18 protein-coding genes are annotated in these 22,629 nt (G+C 41.3%); 8 read left to right on the plus strand and 10 right to left on the minus strand.

What is annotated here, in order from left to right; all coding sequences use genetic code 11:
- Positions 1-2: 2 nt before the first annotated feature.
- Positions 3-1,193, plus strand: a complete 1,191-nt coding sequence (locus tag MKL35_RS16725; protein ID WP_032011131.1) for an MFS transporter — start codon at positions 3-5, stop codon at positions 1,191-1,193.
- A 40-nt stretch (positions 1,194-1,233) separates the two neighbouring features.
- Here the strand turns inward: MKL35_RS16725 and MKL35_RS16730 are convergent, their stop codons facing one another.
- Positions 1,234-1,887 (minus strand): START domain-containing protein, encoded by a 654-nt coding sequence (locus MKL35_RS16730; RefSeq protein WP_032011134.1) that lies wholly within the window; start codon positions 1,885-1,887, stop codon positions 1,234-1,236.
- 51 nt (positions 1,888-1,938) lie between these two features.
- On the minus strand, positions 1,939-2,760 hold the full coding sequence (gene dapB, locus MKL35_RS16735) for a 4-hydroxy-tetrahydrodipicolinate reductase (protein ID WP_002053870.1): 822 nt from the start codon (positions 2,758-2,760) through the stop codon (positions 1,939-1,941).
- 184 nt (positions 2,761-2,944) lie between these two features.
- Between dapB and MKL35_RS16740 the strand changes: the two genes are divergently transcribed.
- On the plus strand, positions 2,945-3,310 hold the full coding sequence (locus MKL35_RS16740; protein ID WP_032011135.1) for a hypothetical protein: 366 nt from the start codon (positions 2,945-2,947) through the stop codon (positions 3,308-3,310).
- Between the two features lie 113 nt (positions 3,311-3,423).
- Here MKL35_RS16740 and dnaJ read toward each other — a convergent pair whose 3' ends face one another.
- From dnaJ to MKL35_RS16760, 4 genes are all read right to left on the minus strand, one after another.
- Positions 3,424-4,536, minus strand: coding sequence for a molecular chaperone DnaJ (dnaJ, locus tag MKL35_RS16745; RefSeq protein WP_209796398.1), 1,113 nt, complete (start codon positions 4,534-4,536; stop codon positions 3,424-3,426).
- A gap of 104 nt (positions 4,537-4,640) precedes the next feature.
- Complete coding sequence (locus tag MKL35_RS16750; protein ID WP_002053984.1) at positions 4,641-5,018, minus strand: hypothetical protein; 378 nt, start codon at positions 5,016-5,018, stop codon at positions 4,641-4,643.
- Positions 5,019-5,157: 139 nt separating this feature from the next.
- Positions 5,158-8,283 carry an efflux RND transporter permease subunit gene (locus MKL35_RS16755; RefSeq protein ID WP_032011136.1) on the minus strand — a complete coding sequence of 1,042 codons (3,126 nt, stop codon included), beginning with the start codon at positions 8,281-8,283 and terminating at the stop codon, positions 5,158-5,160.
- The gene (locus MKL35_RS16760) at positions 8,280-9,386 is read right to left on the minus strand and encodes an efflux RND transporter periplasmic adaptor subunit (protein ID WP_032011138.1); all 1,107 of its coding nucleotides are present in this window, start codon (positions 9,384-9,386) and stop codon (positions 8,280-8,282) included. Before MKL35_RS16760 ends, MKL35_RS16755 begins: the two co-directional genes overlap by 4 nt.
- 148 nt (positions 9,387-9,534) lie before the next feature.
- Here MKL35_RS16760 and MKL35_RS16765 point away from each other — a divergent pair, with 148 nt between their 5' ends.
- The 4 genes from MKL35_RS16765 (at position 9,535) to MKL35_RS16780 (ending at position 15,577) form a co-directional block, all read left to right on the plus strand.
- Positions 9,535-10,158 (plus strand): TetR/AcrR family transcriptional regulator, encoded by a 624-nt coding sequence (locus tag MKL35_RS16765; protein WP_004711305.1) that lies wholly within the window; start codon positions 9,535-9,537, stop codon positions 10,156-10,158.
- A 170-nt stretch (positions 10,159-10,328) separates the two neighbouring features.
- Positions 10,329-13,013 carry a phosphoenolpyruvate carboxylase gene (ppc, locus tag MKL35_RS16770; RefSeq protein ID WP_017393902.1) on the plus strand — a complete coding sequence of 895 codons (2,685 nt, stop codon included), beginning with the start codon at positions 10,329-10,331 and terminating at the stop codon, positions 13,011-13,013.
- A gap of 298 nt (positions 13,014-13,311) precedes the next feature.
- Positions 13,312-14,607 (plus strand): solute carrier family 23 protein, encoded by a 1,296-nt coding sequence (locus MKL35_RS16775; RefSeq protein WP_016804285.1) that lies wholly within the window; start codon positions 13,312-13,314, stop codon positions 14,605-14,607.
- A 79-nt stretch (positions 14,608-14,686) separates the two neighbouring features.
- A complete protein-coding gene (locus tag MKL35_RS16780; RefSeq protein ID WP_004885075.1) occupies positions 14,687-15,577 on the plus strand; it encodes a LysR family transcriptional regulator in 891 nt (296 codons plus the stop codon).
- Between the two features lie 9 nt (positions 15,578-15,586).
- On the opposite strand, the gene MKL35_RS16785 is transcribed toward MKL35_RS16780, so the two are convergent.
- From MKL35_RS16785 to ilvD, 3 genes are all read right to left on the minus strand, one after another.
- A complete protein-coding gene (locus tag MKL35_RS16785; RefSeq protein WP_006582400.1) occupies positions 15,587-16,318 on the minus strand; it encodes a sulfite exporter TauE/SafE family protein in 732 nt (243 codons plus the stop codon).
- A 78-nt stretch (positions 16,319-16,396) separates the two neighbouring features.
- Positions 16,397-17,686, minus strand: coding sequence for a hypothetical protein (locus MKL35_RS16790; protein ID WP_032011139.1), 1,290 nt, complete (start codon positions 17,684-17,686; stop codon positions 16,397-16,399).
- Between the two features lie 313 nt (positions 17,687-17,999).
- Positions 18,000-19,829, minus strand: coding sequence for a dihydroxy-acid dehydratase (gene ilvD, locus MKL35_RS16795; protein ID WP_002053969.1), 1,830 nt, complete (start codon positions 19,827-19,829; stop codon positions 18,000-18,002).
- A 348-nt stretch (positions 19,830-20,177) separates the two neighbouring features.
- Between ilvD and fmt the strand changes: the two genes are divergently transcribed.
- Both fmt and rsmB read left to right on the plus strand, forming a co-directional pair.
- On the plus strand, positions 20,178-21,140 hold the full coding sequence (fmt, locus tag MKL35_RS16800; RefSeq protein WP_006582398.1) for a methionyl-tRNA formyltransferase: 963 nt from the start codon (positions 20,178-20,180) through the stop codon (positions 21,138-21,140).
- Positions 21,137-22,441: a 16S rRNA (cytosine(967)-C(5))-methyltransferase RsmB gene (gene rsmB / locus MKL35_RS16805; protein WP_032011141.1), complete on the plus strand. Its 1,305-nt coding sequence runs from the start codon at positions 21,137-21,139 to the stop codon at positions 22,439-22,441. The genes fmt and rsmB overlap by 4 nt, the downstream gene beginning before the upstream one ends.
- Before the next feature lie 43 nt (positions 22,442-22,484).
- Here rsmB and MKL35_RS16810 read toward each other — a convergent pair whose 3' ends face one another.
- On the minus strand, positions 22,485-22,628 hold the full coding sequence (locus MKL35_RS16810; protein WP_002053803.1) for a methionine/alanine import family NSS transporter small subunit: 144 nt from the start codon (positions 22,626-22,628) through the stop codon (positions 22,485-22,487).
- Position 22,629 lies beyond the last annotated feature (1 nt).

A 22,629-nucleotide genomic window follows, 5' to 3' on the forward strand; every position in this document is an offset into this window, starting at 1 on the left:
TCATGAACACTCAATCAAATACGGCGTTCTCGTTATTGGCCTTGGCAATTGGTGCCTTTGCCATTGGTACCACGGAATTTTCTCCAATGGGATTGCTACCGAATATCGCTCATGATTTAGGTATTTCAATTCCAACAGCCGGAATGTTAATTACAGGCTATGCACTTGGTGTAATGCTCGGTGCCCCCTTCATGACCCTATGGTTTGGTGGTTTTGCACGACGTAATGCGCTTATTATTTTGATGGCGATCTTTACGGTGGGTAACCTGATTGCAGCGTTTTCACCAAGCTATATGAGCTTATTAGGTGCACGTCTCATTACAAGCCTGAACCACGGTGCCTTTTTCGGGATTGGCTCTGTTGTGGCAGCGAGTATTGTACCTGCGCACAAACAAGCCAGTGCTGTAGCAACCATGTTTATGGGTTTAACCATTGCCAATATTGGTGGTGTACCTTTGGCAACATGGGTTGGGCAAAATATTGGCTGGCGTATGTCTTTCCTTGCAATCTCCGTGCTCGGCGTTATTACTATGCTCGCTTTATGGAAAGCACTACCGCAAGGTATGGTTGCCCAAAAACCTAATGTAAAGGCCGAGTTGAAGGTATTAACGCGTACTCCTGTGGTGCTTGCATTACTCACCACCGTACTTGGTGCAGGAGCAATGTTTACGCTCTATACCTATATTGCGCCAAGTTTGACTGAGTTTACTCATGCTTCACCGACCTTCATTACGTTCATGTTGGTATTAATTGGAGTCGGTTTCTCGATTGGTAACCATTTAGGTGGCCGTTTTGCAGACTTATCTATCAACAAAACCCTGATTGGTTTCCTGGTACTGTTGATTGTGATGATGGTGACTTTCCCTATTCTTGCCCAAAGCCAGATTGGAGCAGCCATTGCGTTGGTGATTTGGGGTGCAGCAACCTTTGCTTTAGTACCACCCTTACAAATGCGGGTAATGTCAGTGGCTTACGAAGCTCCAGGGCTTGCCTCTTCAGTAAATATCGGTGCGTTTAACCTAGGTAATGCAGTCGGTGCCGCAGCAGGTGCGTTAGTACTCGATTTAGGTTGGGGTTATAGCGCAGTATCATTTGCTGGTGCATTATTGGCGGGGTTAGGTTTGTTATTGGTTCTATTCCAAATCAAACGTGAAAGCAGCCCGACACAAGCTTTGCAACAGTGTTCAGATTAATAAAAAAAGCGCCTGAGATCAGGCGCTTTTTTTTACTTACTTATTTTAAAATATCGGGTAATTTAGGTTGCTCATAAATCGGGTTCATTACTTCCCGCTTCATTTTAAGCAGCATCTGATACGGTTGCTGCTGAACAAACATATTTACGAAGCTTAAAGGAATTGAACCTGCTGGATCAGCATAACCACTCGTGGTTACTTTAACTTTGTTATTCGCTAATTTCTGGAACGTCCATTCGCCTTCATAACGGGTTAAACGAACCACATCGGGTTGAGTCGGATAATTACTATTAATCGCTGTGTTCTTAATCGTAATAACACCATTAGCGGCTTTACTCATTTTTCCTTTAACAACTACATCGCGATCTTTTAGGGGAAAAGGAAAATCTAATACCATATATAAAGTAAATTCACCCTTCTTCTCATCTTGAGAGAGCATTTCAACTTTACCCATATAAGGAACCCATTGCGCTGCGCGATTTACATCTAAAATTACTGCAACAGCACGCTCAATGGGTACATCAAAGGTTGTTTCAGCCTTGTATTGAAAGACTGGATTATCGGCCTTTTGATAGGTCCAGACTTTAATATGATTACGGTCTAGACTGAGTTTAGCCTTGTCTGTAGAGGCAGCCCCTACACAGAGGCTGCTTAAGCAAAGAAGAGTGGTTAAAGCAATTTGTTTTTTATTCATGTTCTGCTCTATCTTGTTTTTCTCGCCACATATAGGACGTGTACAGATGGTTTACACCTGTACGTCGTTCAACCCTAACACATCTTTCATGTCGTATTTGTGCGCTTCACGACCTACAACCCATGCAGCAGCACGTACTGCGCCAGCAGCAAAGTTCATACGGTTAGTGGCTTTATGAGTCACTTCAACGCGCTCACCCTCACCAATAAACATGACAGTATGTTCACCAACAATATCGCCACCACGGATGGTCTCAAAACCAATGGTTTGGCGATCACGTGGACCGGTATGCCCTTCACGACCATAAACAGCAACTTCTTTTAAGTTACGGCCTAAAGTATCAGCAATCGCTTCACCCATCATGAGTGCTGTACCAGATGGTGCATCTACTTTATGACGGTGATGAGCCTCAATCACTTCAATATCTACTGTATCGCCAAATACTTTTGCTGCAAGCTCAAGTAACTTGATTGATACATTTACGCCAACAGAATAGTTTGCCGCATATACAACAGGTATGTGTTTTGCCGTTTCATCAAGCTCAGCTTTTTGTTCATCGGACATACCCGTTGTTCCAATCACTATAGCTACCCCAGCTTCACGACATAACTTTAGATGCTCAGATGTCGCAGCAGGAGTCGAAAAGTCAATTACAACGTCACAGTCTTTAAGAACCTCAGCCAAGCTTCCGGTAAGCTTCACTCCAATTGAACCAATTCCTGCAAGTTCACCAGCATCAGCACCGATTAAAGTACTTTCTGGGCGTACAACAGCAGCTCCCAATTGATAACCTGCTTGTTGAACTGCCTGAATAAGTATACGACCCATACGGCCGCCTGCACCCAAAATACCAATGCGTGGAGCTGCTGACATAATCCTTCCCAATCTTGTGTTTTACGTAATTGGCTTACTATATCAAAACTCTTTGCTCACAATAAAAAGTAAAAAATATTTTTTAAGATGAACCGAAATTTAAACAGTTTTCACAAAAGTTAAAGAATTGATCTGCACACTACTGAGCCACGAATGAAAAAAAGATGACTATAAGGAGTTCAGCATGCATTCGAAAATTATGGGCTTAATAGCCATTATGGGGATGATGAGTTCAATGGCATTTGCAGAGCCTGCAATCCAACCTGGGGACACACTAGAAAGCTTATCTAAAGCACGCGTTACCACAAATGTAAATTCTCAGGCAGCAACACCTACACCTCAAACAAGTGTGGCAAGCAATACTAATGCTGAAGTTAAAGTCGAGGATATCGACCCGATCATTGAAGAAAAAACCGCAGAAGTAGAAGCAGTAAAAGTAGCTGTACAACCAGTGACTCAAGCTACTGTCGAGGCTGTAGTAGCTCCAGTTGCATCAAACGAACTTATTGTAAGTGTTGACGATATTGATGTCGCTCATCCTACAGAGTAATCGCTAGTCATTTTCTTTTAAGCAGAATAACAATAATAAGATAAATCAGCGCAATAAAAAGGCGGATATTTTTGAATATCCGCCTTCTTTTTAATTTCTGATCTAATCAATCATTAATCGAATAAGCGATCAAAGAATGATTTTTTCTTTGGTGAAGAGGCACTGTCTTCGCCATCGAAAGATGCTTGTAATTCTTTAAGCAATTCACGTTGACGAGAGGTTAAGTTGACTGGTGTTTCTACCACGATACGGCAAAGTAAATCACCCACCATACTGCTACGTACAGGGCGCACACCTTTACCACGTAAACGGAATAATTTACCTGTTTGAGTTCCCTCAGGAATCTTCAAGCTAACGCGACCTTCCAACGTTGGAATTTCAATTTCTTTACCAAGTGCAGCATCCGCAATGCTTACTGGTACGTCCATATATAAATCGGCGCCATCACGTTGGAAAATTTCGTGTTCACGAACCACCACTTCAACGTATAAGTCACCAGCTTGACCATCACGGATCGCCTCACCTTTACCACTTAAACGAACGCGGTCACCGTTGTCGACACCCGCTGGAATAGTGACTTCTAATGTTTGCTGACGATCAGCTACACCTGAACCATGACATGCATGGCATGGGTTCTTAATAATTTTGCCTTGGCCACGACATGTGCCACAAGTTTGTTGTACAGAGAAGAAACCTTGCTGCATACGCACTTGTCCTGAACCATGACAAGTTTTACAAGTTTCTACATCTTTTGGATTTTTAGAGCCTTTACTATCACACACGTCACATGGTGCCGGAGCAGTAAAGGTAATTGTTTTCTTAACCCCTTTTACAGCTTCCTCAAGGGTAAGTTCCATTACATAGCGTAAATCTGAACCGCGACGTTGGCGTTGCTGACGTCCACCGCCACCAAACGCTCCACCAAAGATATCACCGAACTGGCTAAAAATATCTTCTGCACTGAAACCGCCAAAGCCACCACCAGCGCCACCAAAGCCACCTTCAAACGCATTATGTCCCATACGGTCATACATGCTACGTTTTTCGCTGTCCGATAAAATCTCATAAGCTTCTGAAGCTTCTTTAAATTTTTCTTCTGCTTCGGCATTGTCAGGGTTTCTGTCAGGATGATATTTCATCGCCAATTTACGATAGGCTTTTTTGATCTCATCATCACTTGCGGTTTTTGAAACGCCTAAAACCTCATAATAATCACGTTTAGCCATGTTTGGCGGTGCTCCTCACGGAAATTTTATCAATACTCTATTGCCGACTAAATGGGGGGCTTTAGCCGAATTTACAAGGGGAAAACTTTCAAAAAACAGATATATTAAAAAACTGCCTTATTTTTTAAATATTTAGACAAGCCTTTTAACCATGCATTTAATAAAAATAACCAAGCAATAGCGCTAAAAACAACACCAGCAACTGTTGATGCCGTTACCCAAAGGTTACTGTTCCATGCAAAAAAGAAAAGAGGAATAAACCAAACAACAGCAAAAACTGACATGAAGAGGAATAGAATACCATTGCGCATAATCCAGAGCGCATGAGCATGAATCCAAACTTCCGCATCATCCACAACAGCTACTTTACGAGCGACCAGATAAGCAAAGGCCGCAAAAATAACCGTAAACAATGCAAGAAACATGAACGCATAAGAAATCACAATATAACGGCGATGCTGTTCGATATGGTCTTGCCCCATCTGTATTTCACCTCAATTCACTGCACTGTGCCTATTTTTTATGCAGTGAAATAATCCTGTATTTTTTGTGTAAAGACAGGTGCTACTATATTGGAGTTTTCAATATTTCGCACCTTTATTCACAAAAAAATTATGTATTTTATGCTGTTTTTTTCACCTTAAACCACGCAGCATACAATGCAGGCAGGAAAAACAATGTCAGCAAGGTGGCTACAATCAGTCCACCCATAATTGCAACGGCCATTGGACCGAAGAAAATACTTCGTGAAAGTGGGATCATTGCTAATACCGCTGCCAAGGCTGTCAGAATAATTGGACGGAAACGGCGTACGGTTGCGTCAATAATCGCTTCCCATGTTGGATGCCCTGCTTGCCGGTCTTGTTCAATCTGATCAATCAGAATGAGCGAGTTACGCATAATCATTCCGGATAAAGCAATGGTTCCCAGCATAGCCACAAAACCAAATGGCTTATTAAATAAAAGTAAGAACAGAACTACTCCTATTAAGCCTAATGGTGCAGTCAAAAATACAATAGTTGCTCTCGATAGACTCTTAAGCTGAATCATGAGTAATGTCATGACCACTGCCAAAAATAGTGGCATACCAGCATTGACCGAACTTTGTCCTCGTGCTGACTCTTCGACAGTTCCCCCCACTTCAATGAGGTAACCACTTGGTAACTCAGCACGTAACTTATCCATTGATTCGGCTAACTCGCCAACAACAGTCGCTGGCTGCAATTTGGTACGAATATCTGCACGTACGGTAATTGTTGGTAAACGGTTACGATGCCAGATCAGGCCATCTTCAAATTTATATTCAATTTTAGCAATCTGGGCTAAAGGCACTGTCGTACCATTTGCGGTTGGGACTGCTAAACTTGCAAGAGAAGCGACTTCAACACGCTCAGCTTGATCACCACGTAAACGGATTTCGATCAGCTCACGCTTTTCACGATACTGTTCAATCGCACTACCTGTAATTGAAGCATTCAGGAAGTTTGCCAAATCCACACTTGAGACACCCATTTGTCGAGCACGATCTTGATCAATCTGAATCGCAATGATTTTGCTCGGCTCACCCCAGTCCAAATGTACATTGGTAGTATTTGGGTTTTCACCAATCACCTTCGCAACCTGCTGTGCTTCTTTACGTACCAGATTGAGATCTTCACCTGACACGCGATATTGCAACGGATAACCTACAGGCGGACCATTTTCCAGTAATGACACACGGGTACGAACTTGTGGGAGCAACTGTTTAATTTGAGTTTCTAGCGAGCGACGAATTTCATCACGGTCATCAAGTGAGGTCGCTAAAACAACAAACTGTGCAAAGCTGGCTTGTGGTAATTGCTGGTCTAACGGTAAATAAAAACGTGGTGAGCCTGTACCCACATAGGCCACATAGTTATCAATACCTTTTTGTTTAGACAGGAACTGTTCAACCTTTTTCACCGCTTGTTCTGTAGCAGTTAAAGAAGCGCCTTCTTCAAGTTTTAAATCGACTAAAATTTCGGTACGGTTTGATGGCGGGAAAAACTGCTGAGGAACCATTTTAAACATCAGTACAGACAGCACGAAAATCCCGACCGTTGTTGCAATTACAGTCTTACGATAGGTCACACAAAACTCAACCATTTTCCTAAAACGTAAATAGAAATTAGATTGATAAGGATCGTAATGATGGTCCTGTGAAATCTCGATCGTTTGTGGTTGTGGTTTTTTCGTTAATCTTGCCCATAAACGAACATACCAAGGTGCTTGATGCCCAGTCTTGGTAAAATCAGGCAGTAGTTTTTCACCCAAATAAGGTACAAATAAAACTGCGGCAACCCAAGACACCAATAAGGCAATCGTCACCACCTGAAAGATTGAACGTGTATATTCACCCGTACTGGACTGTGCCGTAGCGATAGGTAAAAAACCTGCCGCGGTAATCAATGTTCCTGTCAGCATTGGAAAGGCCGTTGTTTTCCATGCAAATCCAGCAGCCTTAATTCGGCTATAGCCCTGTTCCATCTTAATTGCCATCATCTCGACTGCAATAATGGCGTCATCAACCAGTAGACCTAAAGCTAAAATCAGAGCACCGAGAGAAATTTTATGTAACCCGACATCGAATACATTCATGCCGGCAAAAGTCATTGCTAAAACTAAAGGAATGGAAAAAGCGACTACCAATCCGGTACGGAAACCTAAAGAGAAAAAGCTTACTAACAAGACAATAATGATTGCTTCAGCGAGTACTTTTACAAATTCATGAATACTACGTTGTACTGCTACAGGTTGATCAGATACCTTCTGTAGTTTCATGCCTAAAGGTAAGGTTTTTTGGAGCTGGGCAAATTCGGACTCTAGATTTTTGCCCAAGGCAATAATATCCCCGCCTTTACGCATAGACACGGCGAGACCAATACCATTTTCCCCCATAAAACGCATACGTGGCTGAGCCGGTTGACTAAAACCACGGTAGACATCAGCAACATCACCAAGCTGGATGGTTTTATTGCCGACTAATAAAGGAATTTTTTTAATTTCATCAACGCTGTTTAAATGCCCACTTACACGTATTTGAATACGGTCTGTACCGGTTTCAAAGAAACCTGCGCTTGCCATACTATTTTGCTTTTGTAAGGCTTCTTGAATTGCAGAAAGAGGAATACCGAGTTGGACTGCTTTTGTATTTGAAATCTCAATCCAGATTTTTTGATCTTGTAAGCCAATCAATTCAACTTTACTAACATCCTTGACTCTTTGTAGTTGTAATTGCAAACGATCTGCATATTCTTTGAGAAGTGCATAGTCAAAGTCTTTGCCTGTCAGTACATAAATATTACCGAAAGTATCCCCGAACTCATCATTGAAAAAAGGACCTTGTACACCACTTGGCAGTTCAGTACGAATGTCATTAACCTTTTTACGAACGTTGTACCAAACATCAGGAATTTGTGCAGAAGTGAGCGAGTCCTTAGCAACAAATGTAACCATCGACTCACCTGGACGGGAGTAGGCCATAATCTTTTCATACTGCCCAGTTGTCATCAGTTCCTTTTCAATACGATCAGTCACTAACGTTGAAACTTCTTTGGCAGTCGCTCCAGGCCAGAATGTTTTGACAACCATCACTTTAAAGGTAAATGGCGGATCTTCACTTTGAGATAATTTGGAATAGGAAATTGCACCAATAATGGCAAGCAACAACATAAAATAAAGGACGATACCTTTATTGTTCAGTGCCCATTCCGAGAGATTGAATTTCATGGCTTTGTTGCCCCCTGAATTTTCACCGCGCGGTTTTCACGGTCAATCGGATGGATCTTCTGCTTATCACGTAGTAAATGGACCCCACCAATCACAACCCAATCATTTGGTGTTAACCCCGTTAATATAGGCACACTGTCTCGGCCATAAGCTCCCACGGTTACAGGTACTTTGCGTAAGGTTTGATTTGCATTTACGGCCCATACATAGGGCTGATTATCTGTGGCAGAAACACTCGAAAGTGGCACACTCATAACATTGGTTTGAGTCGAGCTAAAAAATACCCGAGCACTTTGTCCAAGCTGAATAGCAGATTGGCCTTCTTTGAGTGCTACTTTGACTGTAAAAGTACGAGACTGGTCAGCCGCTGGAGAAACTTCACGTACATATCCGGCAAATTTTTCATTCGGTTTAGACCATAAGGTAATCCAAGCTGCTTGACCAACCTTGATCTCGGAAACTGCTTGTTCTGGTACGCCTATAACTACTTCACGTTCGCCATCAATAGCCAATTGATAAGCTGCTTGTCCTGCTGAAACGACTTGTCCAATTTCAATATTACGCGCGGTAATCACTCCGTTTTTATTAGAAATAAGTTGGTTATAACCAGTTTGATTTGCAGAAACTTCATAGTTAGAGCGGGCTTGTTGTAACGCTGCTTGCGCTGCGTCGTATTGATTTTTTACCGTATCAAATTGTGAACGGCTAACTGCATTTACAGGTAATAATTGTTGGAAACGTTTAAGTTCATCTGATGCTGTTTTCGCTGCTGCCTGTGCATTTTGTAATTGAGCTTTGGCCGCATTTAATTGTAACTGTGCATCTGCTACATCGAGTTTCGCTAATACTTGACCAACTTTAACTCGGTCACCTACATCGACATAGCGAGCCGTAACTTGTCCACCTACTCGAAAAGCCAAGGCAGTTTGTTGTCGAGCCTGTACATCTCCTGCATAGCTTTTTAATTCGTTTAGTGTGGTCGAAGGCTGCGTTACCATCACGTAGGGTATTTCTTCTGTTTTGGGTGCCTCTTTACTACACCCCATTAATGTGACCGTGCAAACAATCACCATACTCATGATGAGAGGTTTTAACAGATTCATATCTTATCGCTCTTATTCAAACTGATTTTTTAAGGCACAATATGCTTGCATCATAGTTTGTTTGTTTTTTAATTAATATACCCATGGGTACATTAATTAGAAAAAACTTATAAATATTTATTTTTTTAATCTTTTATTAGAGGGTTTTGTGCAAACAGTTAATCAAAGTGGTCGCCCCAAAGATCTAGAAAAGCGTGCTCGTATCCTACAAGCCGCTAAAGCTATTTTTTTAAAATCTGGTTATCACGGTACCAGCATGAACCAGATTGCGCAGGAAGCAGGCGTTACCAAACTTACGGTTTATAACCACTTTCAAGATAAAGCCAATCTATTTATCTGTGCGATTACAGAAACATGTGAAGAGACACTCGGCACTAAACAATTTGAATTAGATGCATCCGTAGACTTTTATCAAGCACTGTTTATTGTGTGTTCACGTGCCTTACAAATTATTTATTCACCTGAGGCACTAAAACTTGAACATGTCTTATTCGAACTCGCAGCGGAACAAAGCCCATTAGCTGAACAATTTTTTACGGCATCTCATACTCGACTGCAAAATGAGTTAGCTGCGTTCTTCCAAAAGGCAGCCGAATTAGGCTTTATTCAATCCGATGATCCGATTTATCAAACAGAACTTCTTTTAACTTTATTGCTTGGTGTACGCCACCATAAGGTTTTACTTGGAATTATTACTGTACCCAATGCTCAAGAACTAAATCAGATTATTCGAGATGCTCTTGACTTATTTTTCCTCAAATATCGGAATTAAACCAAAGTCCGATTGCCAAAATTTGCATCAGGTGCATGCCATCTTTTGAAGCGTTATAAGCGATTTAAATGTTATTTTTTAAGCAAAAATTCACATTTTCTTACGCTCAAAGCTTGGAATGTTCGTTAATCGCGCTATATTCGATAAGAATAAGAACAGGAGAAAATAGCATGGTTCAGCAAATCGATGCGCCACTGCGTGAGGATGTCCGCTTACTTGGCAATTTGTTAGGTGAAACCCTAAAACAACATGCAGGACAAGAACTGTTTAATCAGATCGAGCAAATCCGTGCTCTTGCCAAAGGTGCACGTGATGGTCAAGCTGAAGCCGAAAAGCAATTAGAACAATTATTTTTAGAACTGCCCGATGAAGAGCTATTACCTCTTACCCGCGCTTTCTCTCATTTTCTGAATTTTGCCAATATTGCCGAGCAATATCATGTGGTACGTAGCCGCAGACAGGCAGAGTTTGATTCGGAGGCTAATTCTCCAAATCCACTTGTTCACTTATTTCAAAAGTTTAAAGATAAAAGTATTTCGACAGAAAAACTATTCCAGCAAATTTGTGATCTTAAGATCGAATTGGTACTTACAGCACACCCAACCGAAGTAAGCCGTCGTACCCTCATTCAAAAATATGACGATATTAATGCTTGTCTTTCACAACTCGATCAGCAAAAACTTACTCCACGCGAACGTCAAAATGCGCTTGCCAACTTAAAACAACAAATTAGTTCAGCTTGGCAGACAGATGAAATCAGACAGCACCGCCCGACTCCTGTCGATGAAGCAAAATGGGGCTTTGCAACCATTGAGCAAACGCTTTGGAATGCCGTACCTAAGTTTATTCGTGAATTAAATGAGTTAGTTCAAGACAATTGCCAACAAAACTTACCACTCAATATTGCACCAGTCCGCTTCGCATCTTGGATGGGCGGCGATCGTGATGGTAACCCGAACGTTACTCATCAAATTACCCAAGAAGTTTTATGGTTATCACGTTGGCAAGCTGCCGACCTTTACCTAAGAGATATTGAAAATTTACGTTGGGAGCTTTCAATTCAGGCTTGTTCTGAAGAGATGATTCAAGCGATTGGTAGTCCACACCCAGAACCTTATCGCGAGTATTTACGTGCAACACGAGAGCGTTTAAAAGCAACTCGTCATTGGTTAGCCCAGCGCCTACAAGGCTTAGAAGCAGATGACAGCAATGTCATTAAAAGTAAAGATGAGCTATTACAACCATTATTGCTGTGCTATCGCTCTTTAATTGATAGTAATCTGCCTGAAATCGCAAATGGTCAACTTCTCGACTTTATCTACCGTGTGAACTGTTTTGGTATTGAACTACTTAAACTTGATATTCGCCAAGAATCAGGCCGTCATCGCCAAGCCATTTCAGCCATTACCGAATACTTAGGTTTGGGTAATTTTGAGTCATGGACTGAACAAGCCCGTCAAAACTTCCTGATTCAGGAGCTCCAAAGCAAACGTCCGTTGCTACCGAAATATATTAATGAGCCTGAAGGTAGTTTGATTGGCCACCCAGATGTACAGGAAGTATTTGCAACTATGCGTACTTTGGCAGACCAACCACCAGAGTCGTTAGGAGCTTATATTATTTCGATGGCTGAATATCCGAGTGATGTTTTAGCTGTATTGTTATTGCAAAAAGAAGCAGGTATTCAGCACCCTTTACGTGTGGTGCCTCTATTTGAAACTTTAAAAGATTTAGATGGCGCTGCAACTACCATGAATACGCTGTTCAATATGCATTGGTATAAGCAGCACATTCAGGGCAAACACGAAGTGATGATCGGTTACTCCGACTCAGCAAAAGATGCTGGCTTCATGTCTGCTAACTGGGCCCAATACCGTGCTCAAGAAGAGCTGACTGCAATTGCTCGTAAACACGGCGTACAGTTGACTCTGTTCCACGGTCGTGGCGGCTCAATTAGCCGTGGTGGTGCTCCAACCCAACAGGCACTCTTTTCGCAACCACCGGGTTCGATCTCTGGTGCAATTCGTGTAACAGAACAAGGTGAAATGATCCGCTTCAAATTCGGTCTAGAAGGTATTGCCATGCAAAACCTTGAAATCTATACCGCAGCAACACTTGAAGCGACCTTGTTACCGCCGCCAGAGCCTAAAGTCGAATGGCGTGAACTTATGAACCGTATGACAGATCATTCCGTGAAGGTTTATCGTCAAACCGTGCGTGAAAACCCACATTTTGTGAAGTATTTACGTACCGTCACGCCTGAGCTTGAGTTACAAATGTTGCCACTAGGCTCGCGTCCGGCAAAACGTAAAGTGAGTGGTGGCATCGAATCTTTACGTGCTATTCCATGGGTATTTGCGTGGACTCAAATCCGCTTGATGTTACCAGCATGGTTAGGTACAGGCGCTGCCATTAATGAAGTAATTGCCGATCAGCAAAAAGCAACACTTGATGAAATGCTCCAGCAATGGCCTTATTTCCAAACGCTCATTGATATGTTGGAAATGGTATTGTCTAAAGCCGATGCCAACATTGCACTCTACTACGAGTCTCATTTAACTGAAGATGAAGATTTAAAAGTGCTCGGTAACCAATTACGTCAGCGCTTAAAAGATGCTGTTGAAACGTTACTTAAATTGAAAGATGAATCAAAGCTTCTTAGCAATAACGAGGTTCTGGATCAATCTATGCAGGTCCGTAAACCATATTTACTTCCTTTGCATCTTTTACAAGCTGAACTCATGAAACGCCGCCGTGATTATCTCGCGGAGCGTCAGGCAGAACATACCCCTGTTGACCATGCACTGATGGTGAGTATTGCAGGTATTGCTGCTGGTTTACGTAATACGGGCTAAGCTGTTTTTACCAATTGTTTGACAAAGCAGTACATCGGTGATGTGCTGCTTTTTACTTGCAAAGTTCCCCATTTTTTATAAATTTTCCACGATTTTTTATTTTTTTAAATATTTTTTAAAAATCATAAAATTAATTTTTATAATAAAAAAATAACTAATTCCTTATATTTAGAATTCTTTAAATTATACCAATCGTTAAAAAATAATTACTTTTCACTCACATACTGCTCTCTAGAGATTAAATGCATTCCCAAGAAAGAGTATCATTGCACCAATTAAAGAATAACGAGCTCATTTTATGTCCAACTGGTTTCCAAAATGGCAGCCTTACCAAGGTGATGTTGACCATCGACCGGTCTCTACCAATGAATATCTCCCCCCAGTTCAAAGTGCCATTTTAGGCATCCAACATGCATTTGCCATGTTTGGAGCCACCGTTTTAGCACCATTACTCATGGGCTTTAATCCTAACCTTGCTATTTTAATGTCTGGTATCTGTACCATCCTGTTCTTCTTAATTACAGGTGGTCGTGTTCCAAGTTATTTAGGATCGAGTTTTGCCTTTATTGGTGTTGTTGCCGCAGCTACGGGGCATATCACAGGTTCAGGAGCCAATCCAAATCTTTCAATTGCGTTAGGCGGAATCGTAGCCTGCGGTATCTTTTATGCACTCATCGGTTTTATTGTGATGCTTACTGGTACACGCTGGATTGAAAAACTTATGCCACCTGTGGTGACTGGCGCAATCGTGATGATTATTGGTCTAAACCTTGCACCTGTCACCATTAAAGGTGTTGCAGGCCAACCCTTTGAAATGTGGATGGCTTTAATTACCGTACTTTGTATGGGCAGTATTGCGGTCTTTACGCGTGGTTTATTACAACGTTTACTTCTATTAGTTGGTTTGATTTTGGCTTATGCAATTTATGCCATTACGACTAATGGGTTAGGTTTAGGTAAACCAATCGATTTTAGCCAGATCTCACAGGCTGCATGGTTCGGTATTCCAAGCTTTTCACATCCTACTTTTGATACCAAGGCTATTTTAATTATCGCGCCGGTTGCACTCATTTTAGTGGCAGAAAACTTAGGCCATATTAAAGCAGTAGGCGCTATGACAGGTGAAAACCTGACGCCACAATTAGGCAAAGCATTTGTTGCAGATGGTTTAGCGACTACACTTTCTGGTAGTGTTGGCGCACCAGGTATGACCACTTACGGTGAAAACATTGGTGTGATGGCGGTTACTCGTGTGTACTCAACGATTGTATTTGTGATCGCGGGTATCTTCGCTATTTTCTTAGGGCTATCCCCAAAATTTGGTGCTGTCATTAGCACTATTCCAAGTGCAGTCCTCACAGGTGCATCTATTGTGGTATTTGGTTTAATTACCATTGCTGGTGCAAAAATCTGGATCGAAAACAAAGTTGATTTTTCTAACAATAAAAACCTGATTGTTGCTTCTGTGACGATTATTTTAGGTGCTGGTAACTTTGAATTATTGTTCGGTAATTTCAATTTAGGTGGTATCGGTACCGCAACTTTTGCAGCCATTATTCTAAATTGGTTGTTTAGTTTAAAAGATAAAACTTAAATTCAAAAAGGCAGCGTAAGCTGCCTTTTTTCATTCCGATTTAGTATGATGAATTTTTGCATTTCAATACGTTCCTATCATGCGTTTTGATTTTTTTGATTTACAGCTAGTTCTTCATATTGTCTCGACTGGTAGTCTAACCAAAGGTGCTGACCGTTCTGCAATTTCACTTCAAGCAGCGAGTGAGCGTATAAAAAAACTCGAACAGTATTTTGAAACACCCTTATTTATTCGCCAAACCACAGGCGTAGAACTCACCACAGCTGGACATGCATTTGTAGAGCATGCTCGTCAGCTTTTAGCTCAAAAAGATCAACTCGAACAAGAAATGCAGCGCTTTAAGTCTTCTACAACACAAGCTTTAACACTTTGGTGTAACTCTTCTGCTCAAAGCGAATATTTGCCTCCTTTATTACCGCAATATTTAGTGCTTCATCCCGAAATGAGTATCGATTTGCACGAAGCAGAAAGTTCAGAAATTGTAGATGCATTAACCCAAGGAATTGCGAGCCTTGGTTTGGTCTCAAGCTTTTTTGATACTCGACATTTGCAAACGAAAGAATTTGCAAGTGATCCTTTAGTTTTGATTTGTCCTGCTACACATGAGTTAGCTCAATATCAAAAGCTAAATTTGGTAGAGGCTTTAAGCTATGGTTTTATTGGCCTTAAAGCCCACCACTCTTTGCAACAGTCCATTGAAACTCAAGCGAAATTAGTAGGATTTAACATACAGTACCGTTTACGCTTACCTAACTTTAGTGCAATTGCTGAGGTTGTTGCCAAAGGCGTGGGTATTGCGATTATGCCTGCCCGTGCGGCGCAGCGCTTGCAATCGGACTATGATTTCCACTCCATCCAATTACTCGGCGCATGGGCAAACCGAAAACTACTTTTGGCAACACAAAATTTCAGCCAACTGTCTAGTAGTTATAAGCAATTTGCAGATTTCCTATTAGAGCATCGCCCTTAGAAATTTGGCTTAGTGCAAAATCATATAAAGCCCTAATGATACTAAACCTATAAAAAAGATACGGCGAAATAACTGCTCATTGAGTCGATAACGAATTTTTTTACCGATCCACATTCCAACAAGTGCCGCCAACAACGCAGCGAAAGATAAACGATAGTCCAGTGTTACTCCCGACATCGGGTTATGATGTAAAAAGACTGCAAGGCAAATGGTAGAGACGGTAAACGTTAATCCCAAAGCTTGTACCAGTTCGTCACGTTTTAAATGTAAAGACTGCAAATATGGCACGATAGGAATAATAATAACGCCTGTTGCTACTGTCACTGCCCCACCAATATATCCAATAATCGGCGATAACCAGCGCTCATGTTTACCTAAGTGTGGAAGTTTCTTGACGCATAATCCATAAAGCCCATATAAGGCCAACATACTTCCTAATAAAATCTCACTACTGTGCCCATGGCTTTGACTTAAAGTCGGCAAAAAGCTCCATATTGAACCAGCAACAATGCCTATAAGCAAAGTCCAGAAACGGCGAATAAAAGTCCAAACATGCCCCTCAGCAAAAAGCTGCCAGACATTGGTGACCATTGAAGGAACAATGAGTAGGGATGCGGCCTGAAAAGGGCTCATTGCGATGGTAAGTAAGCCCATTGAGACCGCGGGCAATCCTAAGCCGATCATGCCTTTAATCATGCCCGCAAAGACAAATACCATCATAATAATAGCTAGAAATGTCACTGTTTATCTCCGATTCCCTACATGGTTATGCTACGGAAAAAACAGGTTTTGCCCTATTCTTGTTTTTTGGAGTAGGCCTCAATTAGAAGTTGAGGCTGTTTTATATTTTTCTTCTAAAACATTGCTAAAAATGCTTTCAATCATCCAAACCCGATACAAGCTATTAAATACATAACTTTGCTCATCAATACGCAACTCTAAAACTGGTAAATCAGGCTGATGTTTATTCTTGCAAAGCGCATCATTTTGCTCCAAAACAGACGGTACATCCTGTTCGGTTAAATGCTCAATGCCAAGTTGTTGCTGTAACTGTTGGAAATGCTTCTGGAAAGATGGATCTTTTCCTTTAGTCCAAACGGCCTGCAAAATAGTAAAAATTGTATCAAGTTGCTGATTTTCCGGCACACTATAGAAAAGTTTCGCCATCTCAAGTGTACTTTCTTCTGTAGGACGGCAAAAAGGTGTAAAAGCAACCTCTGTACGTTTAGACACACGTGTTGCCAAGCTCCAGTCAAACCAGTCTCGGCCTCGATAACTCAGTGGATAAACTTTTAGCTGAATATCATAATAGTCAGCAAGCTCTTCTTTAATATAAGCAAGCAGCAACCAGCTCATCGGGTCTTCTAAAGCGATAAATACATCAAGCTCAGGATGAAGAGCCTGAATTTCATTGAGTGCTTCGGCATCATTAATTAAATGTTCACGCCATTCGATATGATTAATTAAAAATATCGGATTACCTGTCAGTAACTTTTGTTGTTTTAAACGACGGGTTAAACGTAATAAATCATCTACTGCATGATATTTACGCCCACCAAATTCAAAGTACGCTGCCTGTACAGGTTCATCTGTAAAAATACGTTCTGGAAAATGCTGTGGTATCTGATGCTTCACCGCCATGGCATGTAAAGTACGTAACTTTCCATATTGCTGTTGCCAAAGCATGTGAAAGATATCTTCAAGTAAATGGAAGAAGTTCTGACCTTGTAATGGGGTTCTTTTTAGTATGACAGCGGCTTGTTTTAAAGCTTCTTGGCTTGGGATTTCTGGGAACTCATCAAAAGCAAAACGATGCTGATTTGCTAAAATCTTGGCATCATTTAAACAATAATGCTGCCACTCCTCTTGCGTCATGCTGTTCGGAGGTTCAGAAGATGTATGAGAAATAATAATTTTTAAAGGTTTAAGCTCATCACTTAAAATTTCATCTAGCTGAGACAATTGCTGAACAGCCAGATAGCTATACACATCATCAAGTCGTAAATAAATACTTAAACCATTTTCCGTGGGTAACACCGCTTGACGAGAAGGCTTTTGGTAAAACCAGCTCGATCGGATAGGGTCAAACCAACGGCGTAGCAGTGACATGAGTAGTGCCTCTAAAAATAAATCCTAAGCGAGATCAAAAGTTATTTTGATCATAGTGCAAGGTGAAACAGTAGTCGAGATGGAAAAATGACTACCTAAGTTCGCGCAGAAAATATGTCATGTTATTTCGCGAGTTTCTGCGTAGGTGAAGATTTTATCACCATTTTATGGGAAACCCATAGAATGATCTGAAAACACCTTTTCCTACAAGCGGATTTTTTTTACCAGACATAAAAAATGCACCCTTAACATGATATCAATTCATCGTGTTAATGGGTGCATGTTTCCTATTCAATTATTAAAATTGAATATTTTATAGAACGCGTACAGCTCCTTTTGCCGCACTTGTAGTATGCATTGCATAAACTTTTAACGCTTTTGATACTTTACGTTTACGTTCATCTTTCGGATGCCAGCCTTTCGCTTCTTGAACTGTACGACGGTGCGCCATAGTCGCATCATCAATATTCAAATGAATCGTACGGTTTGGAATATCAATTTCGATGGTATCGCCATCTTCAACTAAACCAATTGCACCGCCTTCAGCAGCTTCTGGCGAAACGTGACCAATTGAAAGACCTGATGAACCACCAGAGAAACGACCATCTGTAACCAAGGCACAGTCTTTTCCTAAACCTTTAGATTTAAGATAGCTGGTTGGGTAAAGCATTTCTTGCATGCCCGGACCACCACGTGGACCTTCGTAGCGAATAACAACAACATCGCCAGCTTTAATCTCATTACCTAAAATTGCTTCTACAGCTGCATCTTGGCTCTCAAAAACGCGTGCTGTACCAGTGAATTTTAAAATAGATTCATCTACACCCGCAGTTTTTACGATACAACCATCAAGTGCGATGTTGCCGTATAAAACAGCTAAACCACCATCTTTAGAAAATGCATGTTCTGCATTACGAATTACGCCCTTTTCACGGTCGCCATCTAAAGTTGAGTAGTAACGGTTTTGTGAGAATGCAACTTGAGTCGGAACACCACCCGGAGATGAACGATAGAACTCATAAACCTCTGCATTTTCAGTACGGATAATATCCCACTTATCTAAAGCATCTTTTAAAGTTTTTTCATGTACTGTCGGTACAGATACATCAAGTAGATTCGCACGATCAAGCTCGCCTAAAATGGCCATGATACCGCCTGCACGATGTACATCTTCCATATGTACGTCTTGTTTTGCTGGTGCTACTTTTGAAAGCACTGGTACTCGACGTGACAACTCATCAATGTCGTCCATCGTAAAGTCAACTTCAGCTTCATTTGCCGCAGCTAACAAGTGGAGAACTGTATTGGTTGAACCGCCCATTGCAATATCAAGTGTCATCGCATTTTTAAAGGCAGCTTTAGTGGCAATTGAACGAGGCAAAATACTTGCATCATTTTGCTCATAGTAGCGCTTAGCCAATTCAACAATAAGCTGACCTGCTTTTAAGAATAATTTTTTACGGTTTGCATGCGTTGCAACGATAGAACCATTGCCCGGTAACGATAAACCTAGCGCTTCTGTTAAACAGTTCATTGAGTTCGCAGTGAACATACCTGAACATGAACCACAGGTTGGACATGCTGAACGTTCAAATTCTGCAACTTCTTCGTCTGTGTAGCTGTCATCAGCTGCAACAACCATAGCATCTACAAGGTCAATGGCCTTTTCATCACCACGGAATTTAACCTTACCTGCTTCCATTGGTCCGCCAGACACAAACACCACAGGAATATTTAGACGCATAGCGGCCATCAACATTCCCGGAGTAATTTTGTCACAGTTCGAAATACATACCATCGCATCGGCGCAATGAGCATTCACCATATATTCAACTGAATCCGCAATTAAATCACGTGATGGTAATGAATAAAGCATGCCGTCATGCCCCATCGCGATACCATCATCCACCGCAATTGTATTGAACTCTTTAGCAACACCACCTGCTGCCTGAATTTCTGCTGCGACAAGCTGCCCTAAATCTTTTAGATGGACATGGCCCGGAACAAATTGAGTAAATGAATTGACCACAGCAATAATTGGTTTGCCGAAATCTTCATCTTTCATTCCTGTTGCACGCCATAAGCCACGTGCGCCAGCCATATTTCTTCCGTGTGTCGATGTTTTTGAACGATAGTCAGGCATTTGTATTTCCAACAAGTTGTGCTTGAGTGAAATGACTTCCACTCTGGCTGAATGATACTGATATAGCGTTAGATCAGTCGGAATATTGACTCATCATCATAATTTGATCATTCTCCATTCTATAGAAGCAAATAATATAGGGAAAGCCAAGAACGATAATACTCAGTCAATATTTAGCAAAACTTACATGAATAATTTTTTATTTTTTTATAACCTTTTTTTATCAATAAAATTTTTTCAATAATTTTTTGTTCACTATTTAAAAACTAAAATGCTCAATCACCATGAGTTTAGGGCTTCAATCGTTTTTCACGTATACTACGTATAAACTCTTTTTGGATTGCATTTGTGAAAATTATTTTTGCTGGCACCCCCGAATTTGCTGCAACAGCATTGGCGGCTTTATTAAAAACTTCCCATGAAATTATCGCGGTTTATACTCAACCAGACCGTAAAGCAGGCCGTGGACAAAAACTAACACCGTCTCCTGTAAAACAGCTTGCACTGGAACATAATATTCCTGTTTATCAACCGCTTCACTTCAAAGCTTCAACTGAAGAAGGCTTGGCTGCTCAACAAGAACTGGCTGCTTTAGGCGCTGATGTCATGGTGGTTGCAGCATATGGTTTAATTCTTCCACAAGCTGTGCTCGATACACCTAAATATGGCTGTTTAAATATTCACGGCTCACTATTACCACGTTGGCGTGGTGCAGCGCCAATTCAACGCGCGATTGCAACAGGTGATGAAGAAACCGGCATTACCATCATGCAAATGGCGGCAGGTTTAGATACAGGCGATATGATGTATAAAACCTATTGTCCGATCACTGCCGAAGATACTTCTGCGACTTTACATGACAAGTTAGCAGCACAAGGAGCAACAGCAATTTGTGCGGTACTCGAGTCAGAAGCAACACTACAAAAATATTTGGCAGAACGCGAAGTCCAAGACGAAAGTTTAACGGTCTATGCTCATAAACTCGTAAAGTCAGAAGCTCGTATTGATTGGTCTATGAATGCAGTTCAAGTAGATCGCAATATCCGTGCATTTAACCCTTGGCCAGTCGCTTTTGTTCAACTTGATGAAAATAATGCACTGCGTGTTTGGAATTCTCTAGTTTCTAGCCAAAGCAAAGCACATGCTCAAGCTGGTGAAATTATTGCAATTGATAAACAAGGCGTACATGTTGCTTGCGGTGAAAATACATTTATTTGTCTAACGAGCGTACAGTGGCCAGGTGGTAAAGCATTAAATGCTCAACAAATTGCACAAACTCAAAAACTTCATGTAGGACAGATTCTGCCATGAGTCAGGTTACTTCAAACTCATCACGTTTTAACCTGCGCGCTCAAGTCGTCCAAACGTTACTCAAAGTTCAGCAGGGCCAATCATTGGCTAGTATTTTAAATACACAGCTGAATCAAGTCGCAGAGCGTGATCGTGCGTTATTTCATGAACTTGTTCTAGGTACTTTACGCCAATGGTTCGCACTTAAGTCAATTAGTCTGCCTTTGCTCAGCAAACCTTTAAACAATGAGACAGTAGAAACTTGTTTATACGTTGGTCTTTATCAAGTTTTATGCACGCGTATTGCAGCGCACGCTGCCATCTCAGAAACAGTAGATGCGACTAAACAACTTGGTTTTCCTGCACTCAGCGGTATTGTGAATGCAATTTTGCGCCGAGCAACTCGCGAAACTGAGGACTTTCAACAAGGTTTACAGCAAGCCCATGGCTTACCAAGTTGGCTTTTTAAGCGTTTAAAGAAGGATTGGGGAGAACAAACAGAAGCTCTCTGCCAATCGTTAAAGCAAGCCGCACCTTTAACTTTACGAGTAAACCAACGCCATATCGGTCGCGATGCTTATTTAGCAAAACTACAAAGTTTAGACATTCAGGCACGTGCGTGTACTCTATCTGACGCGGGTATTATTCTTGAACAATCTGTACAAATTACACAGTTACCGGGTTTTGAACAGGGCTGGTTTTCTGTACAAGATGAACATGCACAGCTATGTGTAACCTTATTGCCTGATTTAAACAATAAAACAGTTATTGATGCGTGTGCGGCTCCAGGTGGAAAAACGGCTCATTTGCTTGAAAAACTTAAACCAGCACAGTTAATCGCCATTGATCAGGATCCAAGTCGTTTAGTCCGTGTAACTGAAAACCTAAACCGACTAGCACTAGATCAAAGCCATACTGAAATTCTGGCAGCAGATGCAACCAAGTGGACTCCAGCCCAACCTGTGGATTGTATCGTGCTTGATGCACCTTGTTCTGCGACAGGTGTAATTCGACGTCATCCTGACATACGTCTATTGCGCCAATCTAGTGACATAGCCCAAACCATTGAGCTACAAAAGCAGATCTTAGAGCACATGTGGCAGCAACTTAAAGTTGGAGGCACCCTGCTTTACATCACCTGTTCAATTTTAAAAGCTGAAAATGAACAGCAGATGATTAGCTTCTTTGCAGAGCATACCGATGCAAAAGAAGTAAAAATTGAAGCAGATTGGGGAATTGAACAAGCTCATGGCAGACAACTGTTGCCAGAAGCACAATCTGGTGATGGTTTCTATTATTGTAAAATTCAAAAAATTGCATAATAAAAAAGCAGGCTTTTAAGCCTGCTTTTTTACTAGATCAGTATTAAAGAGTGTGCTGGTCTTTGACTTCTTCTAAGACTTCATCTAACTCTTCAGGATGTCTTGATAAATGTAAGATGGATAAAGCTAGTCCACCCCATACAAATACCATTGAAATTATCATCATCACGATTGCCGAAGTATTCATT

The sequence above is a fragment of the Acinetobacter sp. AOR41_HL genome (genome assembly GCF_027854645.1).
GTDB classification, from domain to species: domain Bacteria; phylum Pseudomonadota; class Gammaproteobacteria; order Pseudomonadales; family Moraxellaceae; genus Acinetobacter; species Acinetobacter nosocomialis.